This window comes from Sphingobacteriaceae bacterium GW460-11-11-14-LB5, from assembly GCA_002151545.1.
Lineage (GTDB): Bacteria > Bacteroidota > Bacteroidia > Sphingobacteriales > Sphingobacteriaceae > Pedobacter.
Genome location: CP021237.1, coordinates 5,165,479 through 5,178,923, shown reverse-complemented (window position 1 = coordinate 5,178,923; position 13,445 = coordinate 5,165,479). Strand labels below are relative to the sequence as shown.

The 13,445-nt window shown below is 38.9% G+C and carries 11 protein-coding genes; 7 read left to right on the top strand and 4 right to left on the bottom strand.

Annotation, left to right across the window (positions count from 1 at the left end; translation table 11 throughout):
* Nucleotides 1-195 precede the first annotated feature (195 nt).
* Complete coding sequence (locus CA265_21020; protein ARS42001.1) at nt 196-1,188, top strand: hypothetical protein; 993 nt, start codon at nt 196-198, stop codon at nt 1,186-1,188.
* Between the two features lie 211 nt (nt 1,189-1,399).
* On the top strand, nt 1,400-2,506 hold the full coding sequence (locus CA265_21015; GenBank protein ARS42000.1) for a hypothetical protein: 1,107 nt from the start codon (nt 1,400-1,402) through the stop codon (nt 2,504-2,506).
* Here the strand turns inward: CA265_21015 and CA265_21010 are convergent, their stop codons facing one another.
* The 3 genes from CA265_21010 to CA265_21000 form a co-directional block, all read right to left on the bottom strand.
* Complete coding sequence (locus CA265_21010; GenBank protein ID ARS41999.1) at nt 2,507-3,151, bottom strand: hypothetical protein; 645 nt, start codon at nt 3,149-3,151, stop codon at nt 2,507-2,509.
* A gap of 64 nt (nt 3,152-3,215) precedes the next feature.
* Complete coding sequence (locus CA265_21005; GenBank protein ID ARS41998.1) at nt 3,216-5,231, bottom strand: peptidase M41; 2,016 nt, start codon at nt 5,229-5,231, stop codon at nt 3,216-3,218.
* Between the two features lie 27 nt (nt 5,232-5,258).
* On the bottom strand, nt 5,259-5,633 hold the full coding sequence (locus CA265_21000; GenBank protein ID ARS41997.1) for a ribosome silencing factor: 375 nt from the start codon (nt 5,631-5,633) through the stop codon (nt 5,259-5,261).
* Between the two features lie 44 nt (nt 5,634-5,677).
* Here CA265_21000 and CA265_20995 point away from each other — a divergent pair, with 44 nt between their 5' ends.
* The 4 genes from CA265_20995 (at nt 5,678) to CA265_20980 (ending at nt 9,730) form a co-directional block, all read left to right on the top strand.
* Nucleotides 5,678-6,454 (top strand): biotin--[acetyl-CoA-carboxylase] ligase, encoded by a 777-nt coding sequence (locus tag CA265_20995; protein ARS41996.1) that lies wholly within the window; start codon nt 5,678-5,680, stop codon nt 6,452-6,454.
* 7 nt (nt 6,455-6,461) lie between these two features.
* Nucleotides 6,462-6,911 (top strand): sugar transporter, encoded by a 450-nt coding sequence (locus tag CA265_20990; GenBank protein ID ARS41995.1) that lies wholly within the window; start codon nt 6,462-6,464, stop codon nt 6,909-6,911.
* 148 nt (nt 6,912-7,059) lie between these two features.
* Nucleotides 7,060-8,754, top strand: coding sequence for a hypothetical protein (locus tag CA265_20985; protein ARS41994.1), 1,695 nt, complete (start codon nt 7,060-7,062; stop codon nt 8,752-8,754).
* A complete protein-coding gene (locus CA265_20980; GenBank protein ARS43080.1) occupies nt 8,747-9,730 on the top strand; it encodes a 6-phosphofructokinase in 984 nt (327 codons plus the stop codon). Before CA265_20985 ends, CA265_20980 begins: the two co-directional genes overlap by 8 nt.
* Before the next feature lie 84 nt (nt 9,731-9,814).
* On the opposite strand, the gene CA265_20975 is transcribed toward CA265_20980, so the two are convergent.
* Entirely contained in the window at nt 9,815-10,138 is a 324-nt protein-coding gene (locus CA265_20975; GenBank protein ARS41993.1) for a hypothetical protein, read from the bottom strand.
* A gap of 173 nt (nt 10,139-10,311) precedes the next feature.
* Between CA265_20975 and CA265_20970 the strand changes: the two genes are divergently transcribed.
* Nucleotides 10,312-13,410 (top strand): hypothetical protein, encoded by a 3,099-nt coding sequence (locus tag CA265_20970; protein ID ARS41992.1) that lies wholly within the window; start codon nt 10,312-10,314, stop codon nt 13,408-13,410.
* The last annotated feature ends 35 nt before the right edge of the window (nt 13,411-13,445 follow it).

Here is a 13,445-nt window from a genome sequence, read left to right as displayed (position 1 = left end):
AAAACGGATGCACGAAAAATAAGAATAGCAGGAAAACTTTATTCATTTTTTTGAGAGAATTAGTGGCGTGTTTTAAACTACCAGTCAATATTTCATAAATATAGGATATAAAATAAGCACTAAATATACCGAGTATAGGGTATATAAATCACTTTAGCTGTCGATTACTTTTACATCAAATTAAACGACTTAAAAATGAAAAGTTTCTTAACTATTATCTTGCTCCTGTTTATGGTACAGGTGGCAAGCGCCCAATCGCATGTTTCTAAAAGTGAATACGCCCGTTATAACTGCAGATTTGCGCCTAAAGGCTGGAATAACGCGGAGGGAAAACTGATGTGCCCTGCTTGTGACAAAGAAAAAGAGGATGCCCGTAAAAAGAAGATAGCGGATGATAAGGCCGCTTCAGACGCTAATAAAATTAAAAATGAAAAGCTTAAAGCGGAAAACGCAATTGCTTCTAAAAAGAAACAGGCTGAAATTACCGCTAGAAATAAGGTAACTGAAGTGCATGTTACTATGCCCAAAACCATTGCAACGGAGAACAAAAAAGCCGAACCTCCTGTAAAGAAGGGGCCTGTTAAACTAGCTAAAGATATAGAGCTATATGCTGGTTGGGGAATGGGGATGTTTACGCACAACAGTCGGACAAATTTCTTTTTAAATGAGAATAAAGATACGGTATTAAAGAGTAACGACTATTTGGAAACCTATGCGGTGTGGCGCGAAAACAAAGATAATTTTCCAAAGAACATTGGTATCGTGCTTTTAAAGGAAACCAATACAATATCAAATGGAAGAGAACAGAATGTTGCCGACATAGTAGACCTGAAAGGGAAAAGGTATTTTAACGACAAAACCATTAGTACCATTTTCCATCTGGCAGACGATTATTTTGTGGTTTGCAAAAGCCCAACCCTTCCTGAGTGGCGCTCTTATGGAAATAATTATACGGGATATGAAAATGTTGAAATTTACAACCTTAAAACCAAAAAAAGCATAAAACTAGATAAAGATGCCGGCCGATTTGTAAGCATATCGATTTATGTTGGTGGTAGAAAAATGCCGGGTGAGCCTGATCTTAAACCTTTTCTTTCGCGCGTGTACACCAACTATGATGAAGATGTGTATTGCCTGAATGCCAATAGAGAAATGGTGGTTAAAAAAGTACTAAAAGCGGATAGGTAGCAGCAGCCTCTAAGATATGTGAAATTGCTGATGTAGAGAATCTGTTCCATCGACTCTAAGTAGATAAAGACAATTCTGCTTCAGCAATTTCATTGTCTGCTGGATAAATGTACCAATATGATAAATTTCAGATTGGTATATTTACTTGTCTGCACTTTACAAACAATTGTGGTAATAGCACCATTTTAAAACAGAATAATTAAGCTCTCTTATGAAAACGATTATCGTTGCGTTATTATCAATGGTTTTTTTTGTGAATAACACGAATGCTCAAGGAACTGAAGAATCCATCCATCGCGTTGGTGTTGTGATCAATCAGGACTATTTTTTAAAATTTGTTAAGCCAGGCCTGAACCAGGATAGAAATTATACCATGGGGGCTGCCCTGCCGGTTTTTCAGTACGCTAAAATGGGCGAAAAGGGATGGGTATATGCGCCACATCGGTTTTTGGCCAAATCTATCCTAGGAAAATCGGTAACTAATTATAGGCTTGCGGATGCGACAGTTATGCTCGCAAATACGACATTTACACCGCTCTATCTTGGTAATCTACATGATCCCGAGAGTGAATATAAACGTAAAAATGACCGACCTTTTGCAAGTTTGAATTTTATTGGGACAAGCTTTGGTGTAAAGCAAGATTCGGGGAATGAGTTATTATCGATAGGAATAAATGTTGGTGCTATAGGATTAGATGTTTCTAAGGCATTTCAAACAACTGTTCACAGAGATCATTGGTTTGGTACGGTAGCCGACATTCCTTACGGCTGGGAAGATCAGATATCGGATGGAGGTGAACCCACGTTGCTGGTATCAGGGAAATACGATTGGCTCATTGTTGGGAAATCAGACGGCTCAGGTAATAATAAAGGCAATTTTCAGCTTAGTGCCAACACCGAGCTACGCCTGGGTTATTATGTTAGTGGCAGCGCCGGAATAAACACCAGAGTTGGACTCTTGGATAAAAGAAACTGGGGAATGAATACCTTACCGATCAGCAGTGGTTACAGCATCGTTTCTTCACAAAAAAATCCTTTTGAACTATTTCTTATGGGTGGATTAAAGGGAAACAGCTGGCTTTACAACGCCTTATTGATGGGGCAGTTTAGGAATAGCCCATATACACTAAGCTTTAAGCAGCTTAATAAATTTACGATGGAGTGGAATTTAGGCGTAGGTACCAAAATACCATTCTGCAAAAACCGGGCAATCAGGGCATCGGTAATGGCTGTTGGACGTTCGCCTGAGTTTAGTACCGTAAAAGAATTTGAAAGATGGCACTCCTGGGCCGATCTACAGCTTTATTACGAATGGTAATTAACTAAAATCATCAATCAAGAACACAAAAAGCTCTTTAGGACCGTGCGCACCTAAAACCAATGTTTTTTCGATATCCGCAGTTCTGCTGGGGCCTGTAATGTTGCTGATCATGGATGGGATTTGATTACCATACTTATTCTTCAATAACAGAAAAGCATCTTTAAGATCTAAAACCAACTGACTTGTTTTGGCAATCACAATATGGTGATGCGGGAAGATGCTGAGTCGTCTTCCTGCAGCACCCTGGTTGGTTACCATTACACTCCCATTGCGGGCAATTAAGGCTTCGCAAAGGGTAATGCCCACCTCAGCCTGTTCAAAATCTTTATCGGTTTGGTAAAAAGGAAATTCGTATTTGCTTAAAAACTGCTGAAGTTCTGGTTCCCAGCAGTAGATTTTGCGCCATTTAAACTTATCGGCCAGCTGCAACATGTTTTCAAAAAAATCAATCCCGTCCTCACAAAAGATAAAGTTACCGGATATAGCAGTAAGCTGCTCGGCAAATAGTACCTCCAGCTCATCTGTATTTTTTTTATACAATTGACTTTCCTCTAAATTAGGATAAGGGTTTTCGCGCTTCTCTAATAGTGCTTTCCTTATCTTTTTTAGTATTTGTTCCTTCGCTGTCGTATTATCCTTCATTATAAAAAAAAGCTACCCTAATAATTAAACTAGGGTAGCAAATGTAATAATAGAAATTATTTATTTATGCTTCTACCGGAGTAATATGTCCGGGAGTTCCGCTTTCTCCCTGATTTTCGAATAATCTTTTACCAAAAATCACTTCTAAATCGTCTTTAAATAAAACTTCTTTTTCGATCAGGATATCTGCCAACTGGATCAATTTATCTTTATTTTCTTCTAATAAATTAATTGCTCTTTGATATTGGCCTTCAATTAATGCCGAAATTTCTTTGTCGATCGTTAAAGCGGTATCCTCTGAATAGGGTTTAGAGAAGTTATACTCATTCTGACCAGATGAATCGTAATAAGTAATGTTTCCTAATTTCTCATTTAAACCATAAATGGTAACCATTGCCCTGGCTTGTTTATTTACTTTTTCTAAATCGCTAAGTGCGCCGGTAGAAATGGTATCGAACATTACTTTTTCTGCTGCTCTACCACCCATTGTGGCACACATTTCATCAAGCATCTGATGAGGACGAACAATTAAGCGTTCCTCCGGCAAGTACCAGGCAGCACCTAAGCTCTGTCCGCGTGGAACAATCGTAACCTTAACTAAAGGCGCGGCATGTTCTAACAGCCAGCTTACTGTGGCGTGACCAGCCTCGTGAATAGCAATAGCGCGTTTTTCACTCGGTGTGATGATTTTGTTTTTCTTTTCTAAACCACCTACAATCCGATCTACAGCATCCAGGAAATCTTGTTTGTCAACTGCCGATTTGTTTTTACGGGCAGCAATTAATGCCGCTTCATTACAAACATTTGCAATATCTGCTCCTGAGAATCCTGGCGTTTGTTTAGCTAAAAACTCGGTATCAAGTTCTTCTGATTTTTTTAGTGGCGTGATGTGAACTTCGAAAATTTGTTTACGTTCGATAACATCCGGTAAATCAACATAAATCTGTCTGTCAAACCTACCCGCTCTTAATAAAGCTTTATCTAAAACATCAGCACGGTTAGTGGCGGCTAAGATAATAACATGTGTATTGGTGCCGAAACCATCCATTTCAACTAAAAGTTGATTTAAAGTGTTTTCGCGTTCATCATTTCCACCCATTACACCGTTTTTACCACGCGCACGGCCAATCGCATCAATCTCATCGATGAAAATGATACAAGGTGATTTATCTTTTGCCTGTTTAAACAAGTCGCGCACACGTGATGCACCTACCCCTACAAACATCTCTACAAAATCAGATCCTGATAAAGAGAAGAAAGGAACCTGAGCCTCGCCTGCAACCGCTTTAGCCAATAAGGTTTTACCGGTACCTGGCGAACCAACCAATAAAGCACCTTTCGGAATTTTTCCACCCAGGTCAGTATATTTTTTAGGATTTTTAAGGAAATCTACAATTTCCATTACCTCAGTTTTTGCTTCTTCTAAGCCTGCAACATCGTTAAATGTAATGTTTACCTGGCTTTCTTTGTCGAATAAAGTAGCTTTAGATTTTCCGATACTGAAAATCTGACCACCACCTCCGGCGCCACCGCCCATTCTGCGCATCATAAAAATCCAGAAGCCGATTAAAAGCAACACTGGTAAAATAATGCTTAAGAACCAGCTGGCTAATGGATTGCTGCGACTGGTTTTTTCTGCCAATACCCTTGGTTGGTTTGCTGGAAGATCTTTTTGCGAATCGGCAAGTTGTTTGTCAAGGCCATCCATGGTGCCGGCATTGAAAAATACAACCGGACTTGCAGTATTATTTACACTAAAAGTGCTGGTGCTTTTATAGGCATCGTACGCCGGTTTTTTTAAGCTGTCTTTTTTAATATAAACCTCTACCCGGACTAAATCATCAGATTTATAAGCGACAACTTTTTGAACGTCACCCTTAAGTAACATCTGTTGTTCAAACTTTTGGTAAGTAACCTCTTTACCACCATCAGTAGTAAATAAAAACTGCGCCGCTATAATTGCGATGATAATGGCCGCATAAACCCAGAAAATATTAAATTTTGATCCTTTTTGTGGTTTTTTGGGGATGTTTGGAATCCTCTTCCCTTGTTTTTCGTTGGTATTTTGATTGTCGTTCATTTGTCTTTGTCAAAATGGTTCTATAGGTTATGCGCTTTGATAATTTGTGCTTTCAGCATCCCCCCAAAGTTCTTCTATGCCATAAAAGTGGCGCTTTTCGGTTTTAAAAATGTGCACAACCACATCGAAATAATCAAGAATAATCCAATCTGCTGATTCGAAACCTTCTTTATGTCTGGGATCGGCCTGAGTGGCTTTATATATTTCTTTTTCTACACTATCGGCAATAGCTTTTACCTGCGTACCAGAGTTGGCGCTCGCAATAATAAAGTAATCAGCTACTGAAGTATGAATATTTCTAAGATCTAACCGCACAATATCTTCTCCTTTTTTCTCCTGTATGCCGTGAACGGCTAACTCAGAAAGGTATGTAGAAAGGGCTACTATTTTCTTTTTTACCATTAAAATGCTTTAATTTTGGAATTACAATATTATAAATTCAACACTTGCAAAATAACACTTTTTCGACACTATTTGTTGGTCAAAATTTAATCAAATTAAAAGAAGTTGATTCTACTAATAACTTTTTAAAAGATTTGGTGTCAAAATCCGAGCCATTAGCCGAAGGGACTGTAATTATGGCAGATAATCAGTTTGCAGGAAGAGGACAGCAGGAAAGCGTTTGGCAAACCCAGGCCGGGAAAAATATTAGCACAAGCATTTATTTAAAACCTTCTTTTTTGCCCCTTGATAAGCAGTTTTATTTAAATATAGCCGTTAGTTTGGCTGTTAGTGATGCTTTATCTTTTTTTATACCAGATGGGATAAAAGTAAAATGGCCGAATGATATGTATTACCAGAATAAGAAATTAGGCGGAATATTAATCGAAAATACACTGACAGGCAGTTCTATTAAATCATCCGTAATTGGCATTGGTTTAAATATAAATCAATCCGAATTTTCGGATAATATTAGCCATCGAGCTACTTCCGTCATTCAAATTTTACAAAGAGATGTGCCTTTAATGGATATTATGGATAAAATATTCATATTTATGGAAAAATACTACTTAATTTTGAGGGCCGGGAAATATGGTATTTTACAAAAGGATTACCTTTCAAAGCTTTATAACTTTAATATCCCGGCGTTGTATATGCAAAATGGAGCGTTTTTTGAAGGTACAATAAAAGGAGTTGAAGATGGCGGTAGGTTAACTGTTGATACGAAACACGGTTTAAAAGCCTTTAACTTTAAAGAAATTGAATTTACACACACAAAATAAACACATAATGAAAAAAATCACATTAGTACTTTCGATGGTGCTTTTTACCATTGCAGGTGCATTTGCTCAGATCGAAAAGCCTGTTACCTGGGCCTATTCTGCTAAAAAAGTAAGTAAAACGGAAGCCGTTATCTATTTAAAAGCAACTATAGAAGATAGATGGCACATCTATTCACAGAACGTGAAAGACGGTGGTCCGGTAAAAACTACTTTTACATTTACACCCTCAAAAGATTTTAGCCTGGTTGGTAAAACGATTGAGCCAAAAGCCATTGTAAAATATGAAAGCACTTTTAAAATGAACGTGAGTTATTTTGAAAAAGCCGTTATTTTCCAGCAAAAAGTAAAATTGAATAAAGGTACAACTGTTGTTAAAGGCGTAGTAGAGTTTATGGTTTGTAACGATAAACAATGCCTTCCACCAGAGGAAGTTGAATTTAGCATTCCGGTTAAATAGTTGAAACAAAAATATTTACAAACAGTCCCGAATTTTCGGGACTGTTTCTTTTTAAAGTAAAATCTACGTGGTGTAGGGCTTAAGAAAAAATCGTTTCTAAAATTATTCTTAATTTCACGGTTTCAAAACACACACACAAAACACACAAATGAAAAAGGTCTTATTATTGTTGTTAATGGCTACAATGTTTATGGCATTGCCTGCCGTTAAGAGTTACGCTTTAGTAACACAAGACACCACAGCAACTGCTCCTCCTGATGATATTGTTTTTACCGAAGTAGGCTCTGCACAGGATAGTGCAGCAAACAGCGCCGTAAAAACGGTTAATGATACGGTTAAAAAGGATTCCGCCAAAGTAGAAAAAGCTTCGGTTGCTGCAACTGTTGCTCCGAAACAATCGCTATGGGTAACCTTTGGCTTAGGGCTGCTGGCTGGTATAGCTGCTTTTTTTCTTCCATGTATTTTCCCTATGGTTCCACTTACCGTTGGTTTTTTTACCAAAAGGGCTGAAAGCAGGGCAAAAGGAATCAGGAGCGCCATCATTTATGGCCTATCCATCATTGTAATTTATGTTGGTTTAGGTGTAATTATTACCTTGATCTGGGGTGCAAGTGCATTAAATGAAATATCCACAGATGGATTTTTTAATATTTTTATCTTCCTTATCCTGATTATTTTCGGGGTATCATTTTTAGGTGCTTTCGAAATTACCTTGCCAAGTTCATTTGTGAATAAACTTGATGCAAAATCGGATGCCAAAGGCTTAAGCGGGATATTTTTTATGGCAGCAACCCTAGCGGTTGTTTCCTTCTCTTGTACAGGCCCGCTAATTGGAACCTCATTGGTGGCCATTAATACTGACCTGTTAACGCCTGTAGTGGTAATGTTTGGTTTTTCACTATCATTAGCGTTGATTTTTACCATGTTTGCCATTTTTCCTAGTTTAATGACGGGCTTGCCAAAATCTGGAGGATGGTTAAATTCGATTAAAGTTTTCCTTGGTTTCTTAGAGTTGGGATTATCGTTAAAATTCCTTTCTACTGCCGATTTGGCCTACCACTGGGGAATATTAGACCGGGAGATTTTCCTGGCCATCTGGATTGTGCTCGCTTTAATCCTGGGTGTTTATTTACTGGGAAAAATTAAATTCTCTCACGATAGCGATCTTCCTTATGTTTCTGTACCGAGATTATTTATTGCAACAGCAACTTTTGTATTTGCCATTTATTTAATCCCTGGCTTATGGGGCGCACCCTTAAAAGCAGTAAGTGCATTGGTGCCACCTTTATCAACTCAGGATTTTGTAATTGGGCAAGATAGTGGTGCTGGCTCGAACGCTGGCGCAACACCTACGCATGCAAAAAGGAAATATTCAGAATTCCTGCATATTCCCCATAATATTGATGGATTCTTCGATTACCAGGAAGCACTGGCTTATGCTAAAGAAGTAAAAAAACCATTGTTTTTAGATTTTACAGGCCATGGCTGTGTAAATTGTAGAGAAATGGAAGCCAGGGTATGGTCTGACCCAAGAGTGCTTAAAAAATTAAAAGAAGATTATATCGTTGTATCGCTTTATACAGATGATAAAACAAGTTTACCCGTTCCAGAGCAATTTGAGTCTAAAATTTTAGGAACCAAAGTGAATACTGTTGGCAAAAAATTTAAACATTTGCAGGCCGAAAGATTTAATACCATTTCGCAACCATATTATGTACTTTTGGGTACTGATGAAAAAGAATTAGTTTCGCCTCCTATTGGAGTTGAATTTGATATAGATAAATATTTGCAATACCTGGATAATGGATTATCCGAATTTGCTAAGAAACAAACAAATGAATAAGATTAAGAATATTGGCGTTTTAACCTCTGGCGGAGATTCGCCAGGCATGAATGCCGCAATCAGAGCTGTTGTTAGGGGCTCTATTTATTATGACATTGAAGTAACCGGCTTTATGCGGGGATACGAAGGGCTGATCAACAATGATTTTATCCCTATGGACCGCAAATCTGTAGCGAATATTATTCAACGTGGGGGGACCATTTTAAAAACAGCCCGTAGCGAAGCATTTAAAACCGTAGAAGGCAGAAAAAAAGCATACGAAAACCTGAAAGCCAATGGAATTGATGCCTTGGTTGTAATTGGTGGTGATGGAACATTTACAGGAGCCAATATTTTTTCTAAAGAGTTCGATTTCCCGATTGTAGGCCTGCCGGGCACTATTGATAACGATTTGGCGGGTACCGATTTTACCATTGGATACGATTCTGCGATTAATACGGTTATCGATGCGGTAGATAAAATCAGAGATACAGCCGAATCGCACGACAGGCTTTTTATTGTTGAGGTAATGGGTCGCGACTCGGGGCTAATTGCTTTGAGAAGTGGAATCGGTGTTGGTGCCGAAGCCATCATGATTCCGGAGGCAAATATGAATGCAGACGATATTTTGCACAAGTTAGAGCATAGCCGTAAGGATAAGGCATCAAAAATTATTATTGTTGCCGAAGGTGATGATACTGGTGGTGCATTTAAAGTTGGTGAAATTTTGCAGGCAAAATACCCACATTACGATACAAAGGTTTCGGTTCTGGGGCACATTCAGCGCGGGGGTAAACCAACCTGTATGGACCGCGTATTGGCCAGTCGCTTAGGCGTTGCGGCGGTAGAAGGTTTAATTAATGGTGAAAGTGGTGTAATGGCTGGCCAGATCAACCGCGAAATTGTTTTTACTCCTTTTGATCATGCGATCAAGCACATCAATGCCGAGAAGGTGAGTTCTAAATGGTTAAAACTAATTGATATTCTTTCGTTTTAAACGAAAATAGTTTATAAAAGAAAAGTCTTTCCCGCACCGGAAAGACTTTCTTGTTTTTGCTTAGTTTCGCAATAAGCAAATTTCTTAATCTTCTAAAATTACAGCGGTGCCATTGGCGCTCACCATTAACATGCTTCCACCGCTTCCTACAGTTTCGTAATCTAAATCTACACCAACAATAGCATTTGCACCAAGGGCTGCTGCATATTGTTGCATTTCGTTAACTGCAGTATCTTTCCCCTCTCTTAAAACGCGTTCGTAAGAACTCGATCTTCCCCCTACGATATCCGTTATTCCTGCAAATAAATCCTTAAAAATATTTGCCCCAATAATCGTTTCTCCGGTAACAAGACCAATATATTTTACAATTTTTCTGCCCTCAACCGTGGGCGTTGTAGTGACTAACATAGCTTCAGTTTTAATAATTAGAACAAATTTTTTTAGAAATGTTACATTTTTTAGAAAAGTCAATTTCACTTTAGGCTGGCAATGGCGAATGTTAAATCAAATAAAATGTGTTTCGCGTAAAATAAATTTATGCAATCGGGAATGCTTTTGCATCACTATTTAAAATTACCATTATGAAACCTTCTAAAACCTTAGTCCTCTTTGCCTTATTATTGATTGGATCTTTCGTTCAGGCGCAAATGCCCGTGTTAAAAGTACAACAAGCGGTAACCGGCGAACAAAAAGATGCCGTTAAACTTAAAAAGTTAAATATTGATGTGCAGATTACAGGAAATGTGGCGACCACGGTAATGACCATGACCTTCCACAACAGTAGTAACCGCATTTTAGAGGGTGAACTCACCTTTCCAATGCCGGAGGGGGTAAGTATAAGCCGTTACGCTTTAGATATTAACGGGAAAATGCGCGAAGCTGTTCCGGTAGAAAAAGCCAAAGCAACTGAGGTTTTTGAAAGTATTGAGCGGAGAAGAGTTGATCCGGGTTTGCTGGAGAAAGTAGAGGGAAATAATTTCCGTACCAGGATTTATCCCTTGCCTGCCAATGGCAGCAGAACCATAATGGTTGGTTATGAAGAAGAGCTCGGATTTAACAATAACAACGTTTTAAAATATCATTTACCGCTCGATTACAACCAGGCAATTGAAAGCTTTACACTAAAAACCACTGTTTTCGAAAGCATCATCAAGCCTGAGCTTGGCGAACAGCCCGACGGCAGCTTCGATTTAAAGGCCAATGGCAATACCTATGTTGGGGAGATCAATAAAACCAATTATCAGCCTAAAAAAGGTCTGACTATCAATCTGCCAAAACGAAATGATCTGACCGAGGTGCAAATGCAAAAAGCATCAACAGGTTATTATTTTCTGGTGAATGTTTTCCCTAAAGCCGAGAGTCGCAAAAAACAGTGGGGTAATCAAATCGGTTTAATATGGGATGTTTCTTTAAGTGGTCTTCAGCGTAATACGGAGAAGGAAATCGAACTCTTGGATTTGATTATCCAACAGAAACAAAATTTAACCATACAGTTGGGCTTGGTTAACAATGGCTTTAAAGATGCAGGAACTTTTGTAATCTCGAACGGTAATTGGACACCATTAAAAGATAAACTGAATCATCTGGTATATGATGGAGGTACAAATTTCAGCGCCATCAACACTAAAAGCCTGCAGGCCGACGAATATATCTTATTTACTGATGGACTATCTACGTTTGGAAAAAATACGGTTAACTTAAATAAACCTGTCCACTGCATTAATACAGCCCTTAAAGCTGATTATAGTACATTGAAATTGATCAGTATGAAAAGTGGCGGACAGTTTGTAAACCTCAATTCCACTTCTGTTACAGAGGCTTTTAAACAATTGAACCAGCAAAACCTTCAGTTTTTAGGGATTAAAAACGGCGCAGATGTAAGGCAGACTTATCCGTCAATGAAAGTAAATGTAAACGGACATTTCTCTCTGGCCGGCATTATGAATGAGTTTAACACCGAATTTACGTTGCAGTTCGGCTTCGGAAATACAGTCATTTCAGAACAAGTTGTTCGGTTAAATGTTACGGAGCATGCTTTAAGCAGCATTGATGTTAGCCGTATTTGGGCACAGAAGAAAATTGCTGAAATGGACATTCAATATGAAGATAATAAGGACGATATTAGTGTTTTAAGCAAACAGTTTGGTATCGTTACCCGCAATACCAGTCTTATCGTTTTAGAAAACCTTGATGATTATTTGCGTTATGATATCGTACCACCCGTTGAATTGCAACAGGCCTATAATGCGGTTTTAAAGCAACGGAGAACGGCTATTTTAGAACGTAAAGAAGATTTGATCAATGCGGCGGTAGCCATGACCAAAGAGCTGAAAACCTGGTGGAATACCGATTTCTATTATAAAGGAACAGAAAAGAAGAAAGAGGGCTATCCTGATCCGCGGCGAAGTGATGTAAATGGAGATCCCACAGCGAATATTGTCATCTCAGATCCGGTTGGCGAAGAGAGAAGAAGAGATCAGGCTGCCGACCAAGCGCGTGCGAGATACAGGGCCGAGTCTGCAAGTCAGGTAAGAATGCCTGCTGCGGTTGCGAAACAGGCATTAACCAATAATGAAGCTAACGCGCTTAATGAAGTTGTGGTCGTGGGATATGGTACTCAACGAAAAACAACTGTTACGGGCTCCGTAGCAACCATTAGTGGAAAGGATTTACAGCAAAGTTCATCTACAGATGTAATGAGCCAGCTTCAGGGCAAGGTGGCTGGTCTGAATATAACCCGCTCCAGGACCATAGCAGAAAACCAGCCGGCTATAATAATTCCCGAATTTAAAAGCGATAAGGATTATATGAAAAACCTGGTGGGAAAACCAGATAGTGCTTATCAGGCTTATCTGAAAATGCGTTCGGCTTACATGAGTACGCCTATGTTTTATTTTGATGTGGCCAATTGGTTTTATCAACAGAAGGATAGCGTTAGGGCACTGACCATTTTAAGTAATATTGCTGATCTGGATCTCGAAAATGCCGATTTATATAAAACGCTAGCCTATAAATTAAAACAGACCGGTAATTATAAAGATGAGATTTTTATCACACAGAAGGTTTTGCAATGGCGGCCAATGGACGCTCAAAGTTATCGCGATTATGCCCTGGCCTTAGCCGATGACGGGCAGTACCAAAATGCCTTAGATAACCTCTATAAGGTACTTACCCAAAGTTATAATACGCAGATTGCTGATCGCGACCAGGGAATTGAAGAGATTGTGATTTCCGAAATCAATAATCTGATTGCCAAACATGGCAATAAATTAAGTACCAAAGGAATTGATAAAAGGTTAATTCAGCCATTGCCAGTAGATGTACGCGTGGTGCTAAACTGGAATAAAAATGATACCGATATCGACCTCTGGTTAACCGACCCAACAGGCGAAAAAGGATTTTATGGAAACGCGAAGACAAAAATAGGTGGCAGGATTAGCAACGATTTTACTTCAGGTTATGGTCCTGAACAATTTATGATCAAAAAAGCGATCAAGGGAAAATATAAAATAGAAGTGAACTATTACGGCGACAGGCAGATTAACATTAGCGGCCCAACAACCGTAACCGCCGAGATCTATACCCGATATGCAACAGGTAATCAACAAAGAAAAGTAATTGTGCTGCCAATGGCGGCTGGAAAAAGCGGGGGAAATTTGGTCGGGGAGTTTAATTTTTAGAAATGATATTGATTTTTCACATTCATGGGCGTCGA